This window comes from Blastococcus sp. TF02A-26 (assembly GCF_003319125.1).
Lineage (GTDB): Bacteria > Actinomycetota > Actinomycetes > Mycobacteriales > Geodermatophilaceae > Trujillonella.
On sequence record NZ_QOHG01000010.1, the window covers coordinates 99971 to 117151 of the forward strand.

The window sequence follows — 17181 nt, forward strand, 5'->3', positions numbered from 1 at the left end:
GACGACGTCCCCGGCACCCCGCTGGAGGCCGACGGGTCGGTCAGGCCTGGGCCGACGCCTCGAGGTCGGGGGCGACGTAGGAGTCGTAGAGCGACTTCGTGTAGCTGTAGCGCATCTCGGCGCCCCAGCGGATGAACTGCAGGCAGCGCTGCTGCAGCTCGACGGTGTTGGCGTGCTCCAGGACGATCTGGAAGCCGCGCTCGCCGTGGACGACGTCCGAGGTGATGTGCAGGTCGAAGAACTCGATCTCGTCCTCGGTGAAGCCGTAGACCTCGCGCAGCGGGACGATCTGCTTCTTGTAGATGTCGGGGACCTGCGACTCCAGGCCGACGACGAGGGCGGCGGTGGCCACCACGAAGTGCTCGCGGTAGGCGGTGGCGTAGCACCAGGCCTGCAGCCCGCGGGTCACGGCGTTGGCGTTGTTCGGGTCCTCGATCCGCTCCTTGGTGGTCCCGCAGACCTCGCCGAAGCGGATCAGCAGGTCCGTGTGGCGGATGTCGGCCAGCTCCTCCTCGTACATGTTCTGCAGGAGGAAGTCCTTCGCCTCGGTGCAGGTGTCGGGGGTGTTGGCGTAGACGATGCCCAGGTAGTCGGCGAAGGGGCCGACGTACTGGTAGTGGTTCTCCGCCCAGCGGGCGAAGTGGTGGCGCTCGAGCTTACCGTCGGCCCAGGCCTTGCTGAAGGAGGCGTTCTTCGCCTCGCGGCCCTTGATGGCGTCGAGCATCGCCGCGCGGAACTCCTCGGGGCCGAGGAGCTCGGTGGTGCTGGGAGCGAGTGTCTGGGTCATGGTTCGCCTTCCTCTGTCGACTCGGGGGTCGGGGGGCTGTGACGAGAAAGCTAGGCGCCGGATGCGTCCGGCGATCACGGTCAACCTGCACACGGGTGGGGCGGATGCGTGGGCACTCTGCCCAGGAAGCCCGGCCCCCGGCATGCCAGACTCTGCAACCGTGTCCGGACCCGTCACCTCGACGTCCCCCGTCCCGTCCCCCGCGTCCGAGGACCGGCCGGACCCCGCGGCCCGCCGCGGCATGTCGACGGGGCTGCGGCAGTGGCTGGTCGTCGCGCTGGCGGTGCTGAGCGGGGCCACCGACGCCATCGGCCTGGTCGCCCTCGGTGGGGCCTTCACCAGCGTCATGACCGGCAACCTGGTGATCATGGGCGTCTCGGCCAGCACGACCGACGGCGCGCTGGCGATCGCGTCGGGCGGGGCGATCGTGGCCTTCTGCATCGGCGTCTACGTCGGCGCGCGCATCGCCGGCAGCGCTCGTCCCGGCGACCCGGTGTGGCCCCGCGCGGTGACCGTGGGCCTGCTCGTGGAGCTGGTGCTCCTGACCGGTTACGGCATCGGCTGGTGGGTCACCGGCGGCGAGCCCGGGTCGGTGCTCACCCAGGTGCTGCTCTTCACGATGGCCGGCGCCCTGGGCATCCAGAGCAGCACCGTGCAGCGTTTCGGCGTGAACGGGCTGTCGACGACCTACCTGACCGGCACGCTCACCACCGTCGTCATGAAGCTCGCCGGCGGCAGGGGTCTGCGCGAGGTGCAGGGCAGCCTGCAGATCCTGCTCGGCCTGGTCGTGGGCGCGGCAGCCGGAGCGGGGCTGATCGAGGTCGCCCCCGTGCTCGCCCCGGTGCTGCAGATCGGCTGCCTGGCCCTGGTGATCGCCGTCGCGGTCGTCGTCACCCGTCGCCGGCGCTGAGCCTCAGCTGCAGCTCTCGGCGTCGGCTCCGAGGACGCCGGACAGCGAGAAGTCGCCGGCGAGGACGTAGGTGCCCGGCGCCGGCGCACGGAGGCCGACCCAGCCGTCGTCGGTCGGGGTGAGGCAGGCGGTGAGCTCCGGATCGGTGGCGCTGCGCGCGACGAGGTAGCGGTTGGGTCGCACCTGGACGCGGTGCAGCCGGGTGTCGGGCACGTCGACGACCAGCTCCGCGGGCGTGGCGGAGACCAGGTCCAGGGGCTCGGCGACGATCGGGCTGGGGTCGGCGACCCGGTACAGCGTCCAGCGCTCGTCGGACCAGACCTCGGCGAGGTAGGGCAGGCCGGACCGGACCAACTGGTGCTCGGGTTCGTCGCGGGTGACCGGGTCGGCGGCGACCGCGACGTAGGCGACGGCGTTGTCGGCCAGCCAGGCGCGGTAGTCGGCGGCGTCCTGACCGCCGGGGGCGAAGAACTCCTCGTTGAGGTGGTTGTCGGTCTGGTCCTCCCAGCCCCGGGCCAGCGCCACCTCCGGCCCGAGGAGGTGCGATCCGCCGCGGGACCAGTTGTCGACCAGCTCGACCCGGTGCCCGGCCAGGTGCGGCTGCTGCAGCAGCTCGGTGCGCAGCGCGGCGTAGTCCTCGGCGCGGTAACCGTCGTCGAGGGCGGCCACCTCGTCGCGGGCGGCGGCGTAGACGGTCCACGCCAGCGCCGGCAGGAGCGCCAGCAGCAGCGGACGCCGGTCCCAGCGCGACCACACCAGGACCACGGCCGGCAGGACCAGGTAGGCGAAGCGCCCCATGTTCGCGCCGACCCCGGTGGGCACGAGGAACAGCACGGTCGCCGCGACGGCCGCGAGCGGCGCCAGCCAGCGCTGCGGGGTCCGCCAGAGGGCCGGCCACACGGCCGCCGCCGTCCCCACGGTGAGGGCCAGCGTCGTCCAGGGGAACTGGTAGGCGCCCGGGGCGCCGAACAGCGCGAACGGGACGGCGACACCGGCGGCCGCGCCGGCCAGGGCGCCCCGCACGGCCGGGGAGCGGGAGCCGCCGCCGGCGAGCAGCGGGAGGGCCACCAGCCCGGCGAAGGCCGGCACCAGCGGGCTGGCCAGGCCGGAGACCGCCAGCAGCGCGCCGCCGACGACCGGGCGGCGCGACCGCAGCGCGAGGACGGCGAGGAGCGCGATCGCCGCGCCCACGCCGAAGGCCACCCGCCCGGCGAGCAGGTTGCTCACCGCGGCCGCGGCGACCGCCCACCGGAACAGGACGGGGTGCGGCAGGCCGCGGGAGAGCGGGAAGGCCAGCGCCACGACCGCCAGCGGAGCCGCCAGCGCCAGCACGCGGGAGCCGACGAGCAGCGAGAGGAACGGCACCAGCGAGGAGTAGCTGCCCGGGGAGATGCCGCCGTACCAGCTGAACCAGTACGTCAGGCCCACACCGGAGTCCGCGGCCTGCTCGCGGGCCAGCGCCGCCTGCAGGTCGGCCAGCGGCGGGTCCAGCAGCCACACGACCGTGACCGCCGCGAGCGCGGCGAGCAGCGGGCCCAGGGCGAGCGCCCTCCGCCCGGCCGGGGCCGGGCCGCCGACCGCGGTCACGTCGCGGCGAGCGGGGCCCGCCGGTCGCGGAGCCGCCGCGCGCCGAGCAGGACCGCCGCGCCGACGGCGGCCAGCAGCGCCAGGCCGGCGAGGACGTCGAGCAGGTAGTGGTTCCCGGTGGCCATGACCGCCATGAACGTCACGAGCGGGTACAGCACCGCCAGCACCCGCACCCACGTCCGGCGGACCAGGACGAACACGACGATGCCGCACCAGGCAGCCCAGGCGCAGTGCAGCGAGGGCATCGCGGCGAACTGGTTGCTGATCGCGTTGCTGGCCGGGGCGCCGGAGGTGGGCCACCACCCCCAGGAGGAGGTCTGCCGCATGACGTCGGCGAAGCCCTCCCCCGACACGAGCCGCGGCGGGGCGGTCGGCATCAGGTAGAAGCCGACGAGAGCGAGGAAGGTGGTCGCCATCCAGATGGTGCTGGCCACCCGGTAGGCCGCCCGGCGCCGGCGGTAGAGCCAGATGAGGACCGCGCCGGTCAGGTAGAGGTGCCAGGACGCGTAGTGCAGCGCCATGACGGCCGCGAAGAGGTCCGAGCGCTGGGCCCAGTCGTTGAGCGGCCGCTCCCACGCCAGGAACGTGGCGTCCTCGATGCGGAGGATGGCCTCGGCGTTGGCGTAGGCCTGCGCGTGCACCTCGCCGACCCCGTTGCGGATGTGCGAGTAGAACTTGTAGAGCCCGTACAGGAGCACGAACTCGAACCACCAGGGCAGTCCGGCGGGGCGGCGGAGCAGCCGCGCGCGGCGCTCGGGAGGGGCGGCCGGAGCGAGCTCGTCGAAGGCGGCCCGGGTGCCGCTGACGGCCACTGTGTCGGTCACGCCCACTCCTCCTCGCCTCGCCGTCGCTCACTCCCGGTATCGGCCGCCGGGACGACGTCCGTGACCGCGGGAGCCGCGAACGGCCACCCTAGCGAGACCGGCAGGTCGGTGGCCTGCGCGTTTCTCCCTCAAGGAGATCAGACGGGCAGGGCCGGAGCCCGGCGGTCCTGCAACTGCCGGGCGCCCAGCAGCACCGCGCCGCCGACGACGACGATCAGTCCGACGCCGGCGACGACGTCGAGCAGGAAGTGGTTGCCCGAGCCCATGACGACGAAGAAGGTGCTCAGCGGGTAGAGCACGCCGAGCACGCGGACCCACGTGCGGCGGACCATCACGAACAGCACGACGCCGCACCACAGCGCCCACGCGCAGTGCAGGGAGGGCATCGCGGCGAACTGGTTGCTGATCGCGTCGCTGGCCGGCGCGCCGGAGGCCGGCCACCAGCCCCAGCCCGCGGTCTGGCTCATGACGTCCACGAAGCCCTCGCCGGTCATGAGCCGCGGCGGGGCGGTGGGCATCAGGTAGAAGCCGAGCAGGGCCACGGCCGTGGAGGCCATGAGGGTCGCGCTGACCACCCGGTACTGGTCGCGCCGGCGGCGGTACAGCCAGACGAGGACCGCGGGCGTCACCAGGAAGTGCAGCGTGGCGTAGTGGAGGGCGACCACCGCCGCGAGCGTCGCCGAGCCCTGGACCCAGTCGTTGAGCCCGCGCTCCCAGGCGATGTCCCAGGCGTCCTCGAACCGCAGGATCGTGAACGCGTTGTCGAAGGCGATCTCGCTGACGTCGCCGACGCCGTTGCGGACCAGGGAGTAGATGCCGTAGAGCGCACCCAGCAGCACGATCTCGCACCACCACGGCAGCCGCCCCGGACCACCCAGCCGGGGCCGGCAGGCCCGCGTCCCGAGCTCGGCCGCGCGGACGCGGCGCCCGGACACGAACGATCCACCGACGGCCACGGTGTCGGTCACGCGCCCTCCTCATCTCCCGGTCGTCCCGTCGATCTCCCCATCGGCCGATCCGGGGCGCTCCTTGACCGAGCCCGACCCGATGGAGGGCCGACCCCCCGACGCGCGTGCCTCTCGCGGGCGGCAGGCGCGCCCGTCCCCCGACCGCCGCTCCCCCCGGTCCGCGGCGCAGCGAGGCTGCGGTCGGTCACCCTACGCACCGATCCTCCGGACGGTGAACAGGTCTTTCCGTCCCGGCGTGCCGCCTCGTGTCACCCACCGTGACCGATCGGCACCACGCGGCGAACCTCCCGCCCGACCTCTTGCGGCCTTCCGTCAGCGTCCGCTAACGTTCGTCGGCACTGACACAGCGATCCTGAGGAGGCAGACATGGGTGCACCGGTGGCGTTCTTCGAGGTGAGCAGCCCCGACGCGGAGCGGGCTCAGCGCTTCTACGCCGAGCTGTTCGGCTGGTCGGTGGCGGCCGACCCGGAGATGGGCGGGTACGGCCTGGTGGACACGGCCGCGGGCGAGGCCGCGGTCGGCGGCGGCATCGGACCGGTCGAGGAGGGCGACACGGCCGGCGTCCGCATCTACGTCCGCGTCGACGACCTCGAGGGGGCGCTGCAGCGGGCCGAGCAGCTGGGCGGGACCCGCCTGGTGCCGCCGACGGACCTGCCGGCCGGGTACGGCCGATTCGCGCTGTTCGCCGACCCCGACGGCAACACCGTCGGGCTCTGGGACTGAGCATGCCCGCGGCGGCGGCCGGCGAGCCGCTCGACGAGACGATGCGCGCGCTCGCCGAGCCCCGACGCCGGGCGATCCTGCGGCTGGTGGCCACCGACGAGCTGGCCGCGGGCGAGATCGCGGCGGCCTTCGAGGTGACGCGGACGGCGGTCAGCCAGCACCTCACCGTCCTCAAGAACGCCGGGCTGCTCTCGGAACGGCGGGAGGGCACCCGGCGGCTGTACCGGGCCCGGCCGGAGGGTCTGGCCGAGCTCCGGGAGTTCCTGGACGGGATGTGGGCCTCGGCGTTGGATGACGCCCGGCGCCTGGTGGAGGCCGACCGCGCCGCCCGCGCCGCCCGAGCCGCCCGTGCCGCCGAGGACCGATCCGAGGAGGACCGATGACCGCCGCCCCCGAGCCGGCCCGCGTGCTGCCGCTGCGCCGTCCGCCCATCCGGCAGTCCACCGTGGTCGCCAGCGACCGGCGGCACACCTTCGAGGTCTTCGTCGCCACCATCGGCGCCTGGTGGCCGGTGGACCCGTTCTCCGCCGGCGGTGGGCGGGTCCGCGACGTGACGTTCGAGCAGCGGCCCGGTGGCCGGGTGTTCGAGACGTGGGACGACGGGAGCACCGTCGACTGGGGCACCGTGCGGTCGTGGGAGCCGCCGCACCGGTTCGCCATGAGCTGGCTGGTCACCGGGACGGCCACGGAGGTGGAGCTGACCTTCACCGAGCTGGGCGCCGCCCGCACGCTGGTGGCGGTCGAGCACCGCGGCTGGGAGGCGCTCAGCGACGCGGAGCTCTCCGCCGACTGCGCGCTGGCCGGCGGCTACACCTCCGGCTCGTTCAGCACCGGGTGGGCGACCATCCTCGGCTCCTTCGCGGCCACCGTCGGTGCGCCGTCTCCCCCTCTCCCCGAGGAGCACCCGTGAGCGACAAGCACTACTTCCTCTACAAGCTCGTCCCGCCCCGGCCGGACTTCGCCTTCACCATGACCCCGGCGGAGGCTGCGGTCATGCAGGAGCACGGCGACCACTGGGACGGGCTGCTGGCCGAGGGGACGGCGGTCGTGTTCGGCCCGGTGGCCGAGCCGACCGGGGCGTGGGGCCTCGGCGTCCTGGAGGTCGACGACCCGGCCGACGCCGAGCGGGTGCGGGAGACCGATCCGGCCGTCACCTCCGGGCTGCTCACCGCCGAGCTGCACCCGATGGTCGCCGGGTTCGCCCGCCCGTTCGTGGCCGGGTAGCCGCCGGCGGTCAGATCTCGATCTCGGCCTGCACCCGCGGGATCTCCGCCGGCAGCTCGCGGGCGAGGAAGCCCAGGCCGCCGATCGCCGCGGCCAGCCGCTCCCCCGCCCGGCCGTGCAGGTGGGCGGCCCAGACGGCGGCCTGGTCGGGCTCGGCGCCCCGCGCCAGCAGCCCGGCGGTCACCCCCGCGCGGACGTCGCCGGAGCCGGAGACGCCCAGCCCGGCGCCGCCGCTCTCGTCGCGCCACAACCGGCCGTCCGGTGCGGCGATCCAGGACACCACGCCGCCGACGGCGACGGTGGCCTGCACCTTCTCCGCGAGCTCCAGGGCGGCGCCGGCGAGGTCGTCGTCGACCTCGTCCTGCTCGCGGTGCAGGGTGAGGGCGAGCTCGCTCGGGTTGGGGGTGAGCACGGCCCGGCCCTCCATGCGCCGCAGGCACTCGGGGTCGGCGGTCACGCTGGCGATGCCGAGGGCGTCGAGGACGACCGGGCACTCCAGGCGCGGCAGCAGCCGGTCGGTGAGCCGCTGGGCCTCCTCGACGTCCTTCATGTCGGGGCCGATGAGCACGGCCGACGCGCCCTCGGCCAGCTCCTGGAGGCGGTCCACCCCGTCCGCGGCCAGGGCCCCGCTCGGCGTCTCGTCGAGACCGCGGACGAGTGCCTCGGGGAGGGCGACGGACAGGATGCTGGCGACGCTGGCCGCCGTCGCGACCTGGAGCTTGCCGACGCCGGCGCGCATCGCCGCCTCCGCGGCGAGGAGCACCGCGCCCGGGACCTCGGCGCTGCCCCCCACGATGAGGATCCGGCCGCGGGACTCCTTGCCGCCGGTCGGGGAGGGCAACCGCCAGCGGCGCAGGAGCTGCGGGGTGACCAGCTCGTGGTCGTGCTCGTGGGCGCGATCAGCCACGGCCGACCCCCGGCTCTCCGGTCACGGGCTCCTCCTCGGTGACGGCCTCGTCGGCGCGGGTCAGGTGGCCGACGGCGTTGGCCTCGACGAGACGCAGCGCGCTGCCCTCGCCGGCCTCGTAGCGGGTCACCGAGCAGTTCGCGATCGGCTCCCGCCTGTCCAGGTCGAGCAGCTCCGGTTCGCCCAGCTCCTCGAGGACGTAGCGGAAGACCATGATCACCGCCTGGTGCGAGGTGAGCAGCAGCCGCTCGCCGGGGGCCTCCAGCTGGGCGCTCATGATGACGCTGCGCACCCGCAGGGCGACGTCGGCCCAGCTCTCGCCGCCGGGCGGCCGGTAGTAGAACTTCCCGAGCAGGTCTCGGCGCTGCGCCTCCTCGGGGTACTCGGCGCGGATCCCGGCGCCGGTCATGCCGTCGAAGGCGCCGAAGTCGCGCTCCCGGAGGCGCTCGTCGTAGCGGACGGGCAGATCGAGGCCGGCCGTCTCGACGGCGATGCGGAGGGTGTCCGCGGCACGGGTGAACGGAGAGCTGAGCAGGGCGGTGGGCCGCTGGTCGGCGGGGAGGTCGCGCAGCCAGGCACCGAGGGCCTCGGCCTGGCCCCGGCCGGTGTCCGACAGCGGGACGTCGGGGTCACGGACGTCGAGCTCCAGGCGTGCCGCGCCGGCCTCCCCCGCACGGGCGGCCGACACGTTCCCCTGGCTCTCGCCGTGCCGGACCAGCCACAACGCGCTGGGACCGGGGATCACGGGCATGCGGCGCCTCTAGCCGGTGCGGCCGGAGCGCAAACGGAGCGCCCTGCGGCGGGCGGTCCGCGCTCAGGCCGGCGCGGTCACCCCGAGTCGCCGGGGCGTCTCGTCGTCCATCCCGGCGAAGAAGCCACCGACGACGTCGAGCAGGTGGTCCAGCGACTCGGCGCGGTAGAGGACCGGCTGGAAGTGGGTGATGTCGTACTCGGCGGTGCCCATCTCGCGCAGGTCCAGCGGCCGGATCTCGGCGGAGCGGAACTGCTCGATCTCGCCGAACGACGACAGCAGGCCCGCGCCGTAGCAGCGCAGCTCACCGCGCTCGACGATCACGCCGAACTCGCAGGAGAACCAGAAGACCTTGGCGAGGAAGCGCAGCGCCGCCTCGTCGGTCAGCCGGCGGGCGGCCTCGCCGGTGAGCCGGTGCAGCTCGGCGAACGGCGGTGCCGCCAGGGCCACCCCGTGGCCGATCACCTCGTGCACGAGGTCGGGCTCCGGCGTGTACAGCGGCTGCGACGCGTGCCGGATGTACTGCGTGGAGTGGAAGGTCCGGTCGGCCAGCGCCCCGTAGAACTGCCGCAGCGGCACCAGCCCGGGCGCGGGGTCGAAGGTGAACCCGGTGCGGGCGCCCACGCGCTCGGAGACCTCGGTCAGCTGCGGGATGCGGTCGGTGGGCAGCGCGACGTCCTCCCACGCGTGCAGGTAGGCCGAGTGCGCCAGCCGCCGGTGCTTGGCGGTGAGCTCGCGGCAGACCGTGCGCCAGACCTCGTTCTCCTCGTCGGTGTACTCGACGGCCGGCACCGGCTCCCCCGGGCGCCAGTCCAGCGCGACGCGGGCGATGGCGCCGCGGCGGGCGAGGTACACGGGGTCCGCCACCCCGGGGTGGTTGGGGGCGAGGTGCACGGTCACCGTGCCGTCGCCGTGCTCCTCGACCGGCGAGTACAGCTGGGCCTCGTCGAACATGGTCACTCCTCCCGGATCGGATGGGCGACGACGCGTCCGGTGACCTCGCCGAGGGAGATCCGGCCGCCGTCGGTGCCGGGCGCGGTGGCGCTGACGGTGACCTCGTCGCCGTCCTCCAGGAACGTGCGGGTGGTCCCGTCGGCGAGGGTCAGCGGCCGGGTGCCGCCCTCGGAGAGCTCGACGAGCGAGCCGCGCTGGTCGTGCCGCGGGCCGCTCACCGTGCCCGACGCGAAGAGGTCGCCGGTGCGCAGCGCGGCGCCGTTGGCCGTCAGGTGGGCCAGCTGCTGCGCCGGCGTCCAGTACATGTCGGCGAACGGCGGGCAGCTCACCAGCTGGCCGTTGAGCCGCAGCTCGAGAGTGAGGTCCAGTCCCCACGGGTGCTCGCGGTCGTCGAGGTAGGGCAGCAGCGTGACGTCCCGGGCCGGCGCGGGAACCCGCGCCGCCTCCAGTGCGGCCAGCGGCACGACCCACGGCGACACCGAGGTCAGGAACGACTTGCCGAGGAACGGGCCGAGCGGCGCGTACTCCCACGCCTGGACGTCCCGCGCCGACCAGTCGTTCACGACGCAGACGCCGAAGACGTGCTCGGCCAGGTCGCCGAGCGGCACCGGCGTCCCCAGCTCGGACGGCGTGCCGACGACGAAGCCGATCTCGGCCTCGACGTCCAGCCGCTCGGTCGGGCCGAAGGTCGGCGGGGTCCCGGGACGCTGGCCGGCCGGACGGACGACGGGGGTGCCGGAGACCCGGACCGTGCCGGCACGGCCGTGGTAGCCGACCGGCAGGTGCTCCCAGTTCGGCAGCAGCGGCGGGGAGCCGGGCCGCAGGATCCGGCCGAGGTTCTCCGCGTGGTGCCGGGAGCTGTAGAAGTCGACGTAGTCGGCCACCTCGACCGGCAGGTGCATCGTGACGCCGTCCCGGGGCAGGAGGTGCGGCTCGACCCGCGCCCGGTACCGGTCGTCGGTGAGCCACTCGGTGAGCTGTGCGCGCAGCTCCCGCCACGCCGCCGGACCGCGGGCCAGGAAGGCGTTGAGCGACCCGGTGGCATGGACGTCGTCCCCGGTGGCGGCGGCCAGGTCCAGGACGTCGTCGCCGACCGCGATGCCGGTGCGGGGCGGGGTGCCGGGGGTGGAGAAGACGCCGTACGGCAGGTTCGCCAGGCCGAAGCCGGTGCCGGCGGGCAGCTCGAGCCAGGTGTTCCTCACGGTCGCCGGCCCATGGACCAGCTCCACGCGTACCGGCCGTCGTCGGTGGCGGTGGCGCCCTCGCCCAGCTCCAGCGGCCGGAAGGTGTCGATCATGACCGCGAGCTCGTCGAAGCGCTCGGCGCCCAGCGCGCCCTCGACGGCGCCCGGCTGCGGCCCGTGGGTGTGCCCGCCCGGGTGCAGCGACACCGAGCCGCGACCGATGCCCGACCCCTTGCGCGCCTCGTAGTCGCCGTCGACGTAGAACATGACCTCGTCGCTGTCGACGTTCGAGTGGTAGTAGGGCACCGGGACGGCCAGCGGGTGGTAGTCGACCTTGCGCGGGACGAACGCGCAGATCACGAAGCCGGCGCCCTCGAATACCTGGTGCACCGGCGGCGGCTGGTGGACCCGGCCGGTGATCGGCTCGAAGTCGGCGACGTCGAACGCGTAGGGGTACAGGCAGCCGTCCCACCCGACGACGTCGAAGGGGTGCTCGGGGACGACGTGCACGGTGCCCGCCGGCCCGGCGGGACCGCGGTGCCGCACGTACACCTCGACGTCGGCGCCCTCGGCGAGCAGCGGCTCGGCCGGGGCGCGCAGGTCGCGCTCGCAGTAGGGCGCGGTCTCGAGGAACTGCCCGTAGCGGGACAGGTACCGCTTCGGCGGCGCGATGTGCGCGCTCGACTCGATCACGTAGGTGCGCAGCGACTCCTCGCCGGTGGGCACCCAGCGGTGGGTCGTGCCGCGCGGGACGACGACGAAGTCCCCCTGCCCGACCTCCAGCGCACCGAACGACGTCTCCAGGGTCGCCGTCCCGCGCTCGACGAAGACGCACTCGTCGCCGATGGCGTTGCGGTAGTACGGGCTGCTCAGCGAGCTGACGGCGTAGGAGATGCGGACGTCGGGATTGCCCAGCACCAGCCGCCGGCCGGTCACGGCGTCCACCGCCTTGTGCTCCTCGCCGGGGAAGAGGTCGTGCAGCTTCAGGTGCCGCGGCAGCAGGGGCGTGTTCGGGGTGAGCGACTGGTCGGGCAGCTCCCACGGGCGGGCGTCGACCAGCGCCGAGGGCAGGCCGCGGTGGTAGAGCAGCGACGAGTCCGAGGAGAAGCCCTCCTCCCCCACGAGCTCCTCGGAGTACAGCCCGCCGTCGGGACGCCGGAACTGGGTGTGCCGCTTGGGCGGGACCTCCCCCACCCGCCGGTAGAAGGCCATCGCTCGCCCCTCAGAAGTTCCCGCGCCGGGCCTGCTCGCGCTCGATCGCCTCGAACAGCGCCTTGAAGTTGCCCTTGCCGAAGCCGAGCGAGCCGTGCCGCTCGATGAGCTCGAGGAAGACCGTCGGCCGGTCACCGGTCGGCTTGGTGAATATCTGCAGCAGGTAGCCGTCCTCGTCGCGGTCCACCAGGATCCCGCGGGACTGGAGCTCCTCGATCGGCACGCGCACCTCGCCGATGCGCGCGCGCAGCTCCGGGTCCTCGTAGTAGGAGTCCGGGGTGGCGAGGAACTCGATGCCCTCGGCACGCAGCGCGTCGACCGTGCCGAGGATGTCGCCGGTGGCCAGGGCGACGTGCTGGGCCCCCGGCCCGCCGTAGTACTGGAGGTACTCGTCGATCTGCGACCGCTTCTTGCCCGGCGCCGGCTCGTTGAGCGGGAACTTCACCCGGTGGTTGCCGTTGGCGACGACCTTGCTCATCAGCGCCGAGTACTCGGTGGCGATGTCCGCGCCGACGAACTCGGCGAGGTTCGTGAAGCCCATGACCCGGTTGTAGAAGGCGACCCACTGGTCCATCGCGCCGAGCTCGACGTTGCCGACGACGTGGTCGATGGCCTGGAACAGCCGCGCCGGGGCGCCCGGCCTGGGGACCCGGGTCGAGGTCCGGGCGACGAAGCCGGGCAGGTGCGGGCCGGAGTACCGGGACCGGTCGACCAGGGTGTGCCGGGTGTCGCCGTACGCGGCGATGGCCGCGATCCGGACGGTGCCGTGCTCGTCGCTCACGTCGTGCGGCTGCTCGAGGACGGTGGCGCCCATCGCGGCGGCGTGCGCGATGCACCGGTCGACGTCGGGGACGGTCAGGGCGATGTCGACGATGCCGTCGCCGTGCCGGCGGTGGTGGTCGGCCAGCGGGCTGGCCGGGTCGTAGGCACCGGTGAGCACGAAGCGGGCGGCACCGGAGCGCAGGACGTAGGCGACGGAGTCGCGGTTGCCGGTCTCGGGGCCCGAGTAGGCGATCAACTCCATGCCGAACGCCGACTGGAAGAAGTGCGCGGACTGGGTGGCGTTGCCGACCACCCACACCAGCGAGTCCCAGCCGCTGACCGGGAACGGGTCGCCGGCGGGGTCGTGGTCGACGAGTCCGACCAGTTGCCGGAGCTGCTCGGGGTCCAGCTGCGCCGCGCGCTCGTCGTGCAGGGTCATGCGGGTCCCTCCGTCGTGGACGGTGTCTTGCGACGCAGGACACACCGGGGGCACGCTGCTGGGCAACCGGTCCTCCTGCTGGTGTGCCGGCTGCCCAGACGGGCCAGCTGCAGGTGCCCTCAGCTGATCGGACTGACCACCTCTTCGGGATGCAAGGAGAGCGGCATGGCGGACGGCGTCGCGTTGGACGCGCTGGACGTGGCCCTGCTCGAGGCGATGCGCGAGCACCGGCGGGCCGGCGTGCTGGAGCTGTCGCGGATCACCGGCGTCGCGCGGGGCACGGTGTCGGCCCGGCTGCAGCGCCTGGAGGACGCCGGGGTGGTCACCGGTTACGGGCCGGAGGTCGACGTCCGCGCGGCGGGCTTCGGCGTGGAGGCGTTCGTGACGCTGGAGATCGCGCAGGGGGCGGTCGACGAGGTGCAGCGCGACCTGGGCGCGATCCCGGAGGTGCTCGAGGCGTACGCCACCACCGGGCGCGGGGACGTGCTGTGCCGGGTCGCCGCGAGCTCCCACGAGGCGCTGCAGCGGACCCTGGTCCAGCTCGACCGGTCCTCGTGCGTGGTCCGGTCGACCAGCGTCGTCGTCCTGTCCCGGCTGGTCCCGCTGCGGGCACTCCCCCTGCTGCGGACCGAGGCGGCCACGGACGCCGGCCGGTCCGGCCACCGCCGCAATCCGGGTCGCTGATGGGTGAGTTCCCGGATGGATCGTCCGGGCGACGGCGCTAGCGTGCGGGCATGACCGCGTCCCCCTCGCGAGCGTCCCGCCCGCTGCTGGCGTCCCTCGTGTTCGGCGCTGCGATCGTCGCCGCGGTGGGCATCGCCGGCTGGCTGCTGCTGCTCCTGGTGAAGGGCACCGTCGTCATCGTGGGCTGGGCGCTCGGCCTGGCGCTGATCGCCGTGCCGCTGCTGCTGTCCCGGCGCATCGTCGGCGAGCACACCGGTGTGGAGCGGCGGCAGCGGCTGTGGACCATCGCCCAGGCGGTGGCCATCGGCGTGGCGCTGTGCGCGATCGCATACTTCGTCGGCGACCACGGCTGGCTGCTGATCGTCGTCCCGGCCGCGGTGGTCGCGGTGCTGCGGGGAGCCCGCGCCGTGCAGGCGTACCGGGAGGAGCGCGCCGTCCGCTGACCCACCGGGCCGGCCGGTCCGCCATGCTGCCGGGATGCGGCGGGTCTGGGGCGTGGTGCTGGCGGCGGTCTTGGCTGTGGCGGCCGGCTGCGGGTCGGACTCCGGCGAGGCCGCCGCGCCGGCCTCCGTGGGGCTCTCCCCGCCCGGGACGCCGCTGGTGGGCGGACTGGTCGTGCCTGTGGGGACCCATCTGGTCGGCCCGGTGTTCCCCGACCTGCCCCACCCGCTGGCGCGCTACGACCGCCAGGTGGCGGTGCTGCAGATCGACGGTGACCCCTTCGCCGCATGGGACGACCTCGCGGGCCAGGCCCAGGACATGGGCCTGCCCGTCGCCGCGAGTGGCGTGTGCACCTGGCTCGATTCTCGGTATCTGGCGACCCCCGTCACGGGCCCCGCTCCGGCGACCACGGCCGCGCTGGACTGCCGAGGCGGCGGGCACCGGTCGCTCCAGGACGGCCCGGGGGTCGGCATCGCGATGCGCATGTGGTGGTGGGACGCCGGGGCGGAGCTGCACGTCGACTATTTCGAGGGCGACCTCGGGGACCTCTTCTCCGGCGGGCCGACGACCGGCGACCCCGGTCCCGCGCCGGCGACGGCCGCGGACCGGCTCCCGAAGCGCGACGCGCCGGTCGCGGTCGAGATCGGCGAGCCGTTCGGGAGGGAGAACAACTGCTTCGAATCGGGCTACGACCGGCTGACCCTGCCGGCCGGAGCGCGCCTGGTCGGCGGCGGGACCACGCCCGGCTCCACCGGCGACTTCGCCGCTGTCCTGGCCGTCGAGGACCCGCGAGCCGTCCTGGGAGCGCTGCGCGACCAGCTCGACGGGCCGGACAGCTCCTTCGGGAACTACGGCCTCGACGAGGTGGCGCTGGCCGACGGGACCCTCGTCTGGAGTCTCACCGGCGGGGTCGAGGCCGGAGGCGGCGGGTGCTCCATGTGGTCCAGTCCCGACGGCACGGCCGTCCTGGTCACGACGTCCAGCGACTGAGCCGGTGGACGGTCAGTACGGCGGCGGACCGGGGAGCGCCGCCGCCGACGCCACGACGTGGTCGACAAGGCCGTAGCGGACCGCCTCCTCGGGCGTGAACCAGCGGTCGCGGTCGGAGTCGGCCTCGATCTGCTCGACCGGCTGGCCGGAATGGTCGGACTGCAATTCGTTGATCTGCCTCTTGAGCGCGCGCAGCATGTCCGCCTGGATGGTGATGTCCGACTGCGTTCCACCGACGCCCGCCGAGGGCTGGTGCATCATGATCCGCGTGTGTGGGAGCGAATAGCGCTTCCCGGGAGTTCCGGCCGAGAGCAGGAACTGCCCCATCGAGGCCGCCATCCCCATGCCGTAGGTGGCGACGTCGCAGTCGACGAAGCGCATGGTGTCGTAGAGCGCGAGCCCCGCGCTGACCGAACCCCCCGGTGAGTTGACGTAGAGGTGGATGTCCCGGCTCGAGTCCTGGGCCGAGAGCAGTAACATCTGGGCGCTCAGCTGGTTGGCGATCTCGTCGTCCACCTCGCGGCCGAGCAGGACGATGCGTTCGCGCAGCAGGCGCTCGTAGACGGCGTCGGAAAGGCTGGTCGCTGATCCCCCTCCACGCATCTCGGGCATCGCTGAGTTGTCGAGCAGACCATTCCGCATGATTCCGATCCCTACGCATTCCGGTGGGCGATGACTCCCGGAGCCTCCCGGAATGGGTCCGGAGAGGCACTGCGGGAACCCGCCCTTTCGCAATTCGCGGAATTCTTGTGCCGTGGGCTGAATGGTCTTGACGACACGACACCCGGTCGGCCCCGCGGCACCGGCGTGCGCCCCGGTCATCGGAACGCCGTGACGACGACGCGAGCGGCGGCGGCGAGGAGGGCGTCGTCGTGCGCGGCGTCGAGCTGGTCCCTGCTGGACATCACGGCGACCACGATGGGGGCGCGGCCGGGCGGGACCAGCACGGCCACGTCGTTGCGGGTGCCGTAGGCAGCGGTCCCGGTCTTGTCGCCGACCACCCAGTCCCCGGGGACGCCGGCACGGATGAGCGTGTCCCCGGTGGTGTTGCGGCGTAACCAGTCGGCGAGCTGCTCGCGGTCCTCGGCGTCGACGCCGAGGCCGTCCACCGCGTAGGCGCGCAGCCCGTTGGCCAGCGCCCGGGGTGTCGTGGTGTCCCGCGGGTCACCGGGCACCACGCTGTTGAGGTCCGGCTCGGTCCGGGAGACCTGCGTGACGTCGTCGCCCATGGCCTCGAGCGCCGCGTCGAGTCCTGCTGGGCCGCCCAGCTCCTGCAGCACCAGGTTGAGAGCGGTGTTGTCGCTGTGGCGCACGGCGGCGTCGCACAGCTCCTGGAGCGTCATCGCCGCCCCCACCCTGGTCCCGGTGACCGGCGAGTGGCCGGCCGCGAGGTCGCTCCGCTCGATCGGCACGCTGCGCTGCAGGTCCGCGGCCGACGTCCGGGCCAGGAGCGCACCGACGGCGAGGGCCTTGATCGTGCTGGCGTGGGCGAAGCGCTCGTCCGCGCGGTGGGCGAGCGTTCGTCCGGATCCCGTGTCGACCGCGTACACGCCCAGCCGAGCGTCGAACTGCTCCTCCAGCGCGACCAGCTCACCGGCCGCCGCGACCTCCTCGGCGAGGGGTGCCGGGGGCGTGGCGGACTCGACCGCCGCGGTGCCGGGGTCCGACCGGGGTGGCTCCTCGTACGACGACGAGCACGACGCGGCACCGAGGACGAGGAGGCAGACGAGGCCGCGTCGTGCCGTCCCGACGGCTCGTCGCCCTCCGGTCGGCGGGGCGGATCGGGAGACGTGACGGATGTCCGGCACGTGGCTGCCCTCCTTCGAGTTGGGCCG

At 73.9% G+C, this 17181-nt stretch carries 20 protein-coding genes; 8 read left to right on the forward strand and 12 right to left on the reverse strand.

The window, feature by feature from the left end:
- Window positions 1–40 precede the first annotated feature (40 nt).
- Window positions 41–787 carry a TenA family transcriptional regulator gene (locus DQ240_RS13075; RefSeq protein ID WP_113840050.1) on the reverse strand — a complete coding sequence of 249 codons (747 nt, stop codon included), beginning with the start codon at window positions 785–787 and terminating at the stop codon, window positions 41–43.
- A gap of 160 nt (window positions 788–947) precedes the next feature.
- Between DQ240_RS13075 and DQ240_RS13080 the strand changes: the two genes are divergently transcribed.
- The gene (locus tag DQ240_RS13080; RefSeq protein ID WP_158548674.1) at window positions 948–1697 is read left to right on the forward strand and encodes a DUF1275 family protein; all 750 of its coding nucleotides are present in this window, start codon (window positions 948–950) and stop codon (window positions 1695–1697) included.
- A 3-nt stretch (window positions 1698–1700) separates the two neighbouring features.
- On the opposite strand, the gene DQ240_RS13085 is transcribed toward DQ240_RS13080, so the two are convergent.
- From DQ240_RS13085 to DQ240_RS13095, 3 genes are all read right to left on the reverse strand, one after another.
- On the reverse strand, window positions 1701–3284 hold the full coding sequence (locus DQ240_RS13085; RefSeq protein ID WP_113840052.1) for a hypothetical protein: 1584 nt from the start codon (window positions 3282–3284) through the stop codon (window positions 1701–1703).
- Window positions 3281–4108, reverse strand: coding sequence for a phosphatase PAP2 family protein (locus tag DQ240_RS13090; protein ID WP_158548676.1), 828 nt, complete (start codon window positions 4106–4108; stop codon window positions 3281–3283). Before DQ240_RS13090 ends, DQ240_RS13085 begins: the two co-directional genes overlap by 4 nt.
- A 137-nt stretch (window positions 4109–4245) precedes the next feature.
- Window positions 4246–5076 (reverse strand): phosphatase PAP2 family protein, encoded by an 831-nt coding sequence (locus DQ240_RS13095; RefSeq protein WP_113840054.1) that lies wholly within the window; start codon window positions 5074–5076, stop codon window positions 4246–4248.
- 366 nt (window positions 5077–5442) lie between these two features.
- Here DQ240_RS13095 and DQ240_RS13100 point away from each other — a divergent pair, with 366 nt between their 5' ends.
- Genes DQ240_RS13100 through DQ240_RS13115 form a run of 4 tightly spaced genes read left to right on the forward strand, consistent with a single transcriptional unit; the run spans window position 5443 to window position 7023 of the window.
- Complete coding sequence (locus DQ240_RS13100) at window positions 5443–5799, forward strand: VOC family protein (RefSeq protein WP_113840055.1); 357 nt, start codon at window positions 5443–5445, stop codon at window positions 5797–5799.
- Window positions 5800–5801: 2 nt separating this feature from the next.
- Complete coding sequence (locus DQ240_RS13105; protein WP_113840056.1) at window positions 5802–6182, forward strand: helix-turn-helix transcriptional regulator; 381 nt, start codon at window positions 5802–5804, stop codon at window positions 6180–6182.
- Entirely contained in the window at window positions 6179–6709 is a 531-nt protein-coding gene (locus tag DQ240_RS13110; protein ID WP_113840057.1) for an SRPBCC domain-containing protein, read from the forward strand. Before DQ240_RS13105 ends, DQ240_RS13110 begins: the two co-directional genes overlap by 4 nt.
- The gene (locus DQ240_RS13115; protein WP_199589283.1) at window positions 6706–7023 is read left to right on the forward strand and encodes a YciI family protein; all 318 of its coding nucleotides are present in this window, start codon (window positions 6706–6708) and stop codon (window positions 7021–7023) included. The genes DQ240_RS13110 and DQ240_RS13115 overlap by 4 nt, the downstream gene beginning before the upstream one ends.
- A 10-nt stretch (window positions 7024–7033) precedes the next feature.
- Here DQ240_RS13115 and DQ240_RS13120 read toward each other — a convergent pair whose 3' ends face one another.
- The 6 genes from DQ240_RS13120 to hppD all read right to left on the reverse strand — a co-directional run bounded on the left by DQ240_RS13120 (window position 7034) and on the right by hppD (window position 13231).
- Window positions 7034–7930, reverse strand: coding sequence for an NAD(P)H-hydrate dehydratase (locus tag DQ240_RS13120; RefSeq protein WP_113840058.1), 897 nt, complete (start codon window positions 7928–7930; stop codon window positions 7034–7036).
- Window positions 7923–8681 (reverse strand): histidine phosphatase family protein, encoded by a 759-nt coding sequence (locus DQ240_RS13125; protein WP_113840059.1) that lies wholly within the window; start codon window positions 8679–8681, stop codon window positions 7923–7925. Before DQ240_RS13125 ends, DQ240_RS13120 begins: the two co-directional genes overlap by 8 nt.
- 63 nt (window positions 8682–8744) lie before the next feature.
- Entirely contained in the window at window positions 8745–9635 is an 891-nt protein-coding gene (locus DQ240_RS13130) for a phenylalanine 4-monooxygenase (RefSeq protein ID WP_113840060.1), read from the reverse strand.
- Between the two features lie 2 nt (window positions 9636–9637).
- Complete coding sequence (gene fahA, locus DQ240_RS13135) at window positions 9638–10837, reverse strand: fumarylacetoacetase (protein WP_113840124.1); 1200 nt, start codon at window positions 10835–10837, stop codon at window positions 9638–9640.
- Window positions 10834–12030 (reverse strand): homogentisate 1,2-dioxygenase, encoded by a 1197-nt coding sequence (locus tag DQ240_RS13140; protein WP_113840061.1) that lies wholly within the window; start codon window positions 12028–12030, stop codon window positions 10834–10836. Before DQ240_RS13140 ends, fahA begins: the two co-directional genes overlap by 4 nt.
- A 10-nt stretch (window positions 12031–12040) precedes the next feature.
- Window positions 12041–13231, reverse strand: coding sequence for a 4-hydroxyphenylpyruvate dioxygenase (gene hppD / locus DQ240_RS13145; protein ID WP_113840062.1), 1191 nt, complete (start codon window positions 13229–13231; stop codon window positions 12041–12043).
- A 165-nt stretch (window positions 13232–13396) separates the two neighbouring features.
- On the opposite strand from hppD, the gene DQ240_RS13150 reads away from it, so the two are divergent.
- The 3 genes from DQ240_RS13150 to DQ240_RS13160 are packed head-to-tail and all read left to right on the forward strand — an operon-like array spanning window position 13397 to window position 15346.
- Window positions 13397–13915 carry an Lrp/AsnC family transcriptional regulator gene (locus DQ240_RS13150; protein ID WP_113840063.1) on the forward strand — a complete coding sequence of 173 codons (519 nt, stop codon included), beginning with the start codon at window positions 13397–13399 and terminating at the stop codon, window positions 13913–13915.
- Window positions 13916–13965: 50 nt separating this feature from the next.
- Entirely contained in the window at window positions 13966–14358 is a 393-nt protein-coding gene (locus DQ240_RS13155; RefSeq protein ID WP_113840064.1) for a hypothetical protein, read from the forward strand.
- Between the two features lie 34 nt (window positions 14359–14392).
- On the forward strand, window positions 14393–15346 hold the full coding sequence (locus DQ240_RS13160; RefSeq protein WP_113840065.1) for a hypothetical protein: 954 nt from the start codon (window positions 14393–14395) through the stop codon (window positions 15344–15346).
- Window positions 15347–15358: 12 nt separating this feature from the next.
- Here the strand turns inward: DQ240_RS13160 and DQ240_RS13165 are convergent, their stop codons facing one another.
- Window positions 15359–15958 (reverse strand): ClpP family protease, encoded by a 600-nt coding sequence (locus DQ240_RS13165; protein ID WP_233498699.1) that lies wholly within the window; start codon window positions 15956–15958, stop codon window positions 15359–15361.
- Window positions 15959–16164: 206 nt separating this feature from the next.
- Window positions 16165–17154 carry a class A beta-lactamase gene (gene bla / locus DQ240_RS13170; RefSeq protein ID WP_199589284.1) on the reverse strand — a complete coding sequence of 330 codons (990 nt, stop codon included), beginning with the start codon at window positions 17152–17154 and terminating at the stop codon, window positions 16165–16167.
- Window positions 17155–17181: the final 27 nt, after the last annotated feature.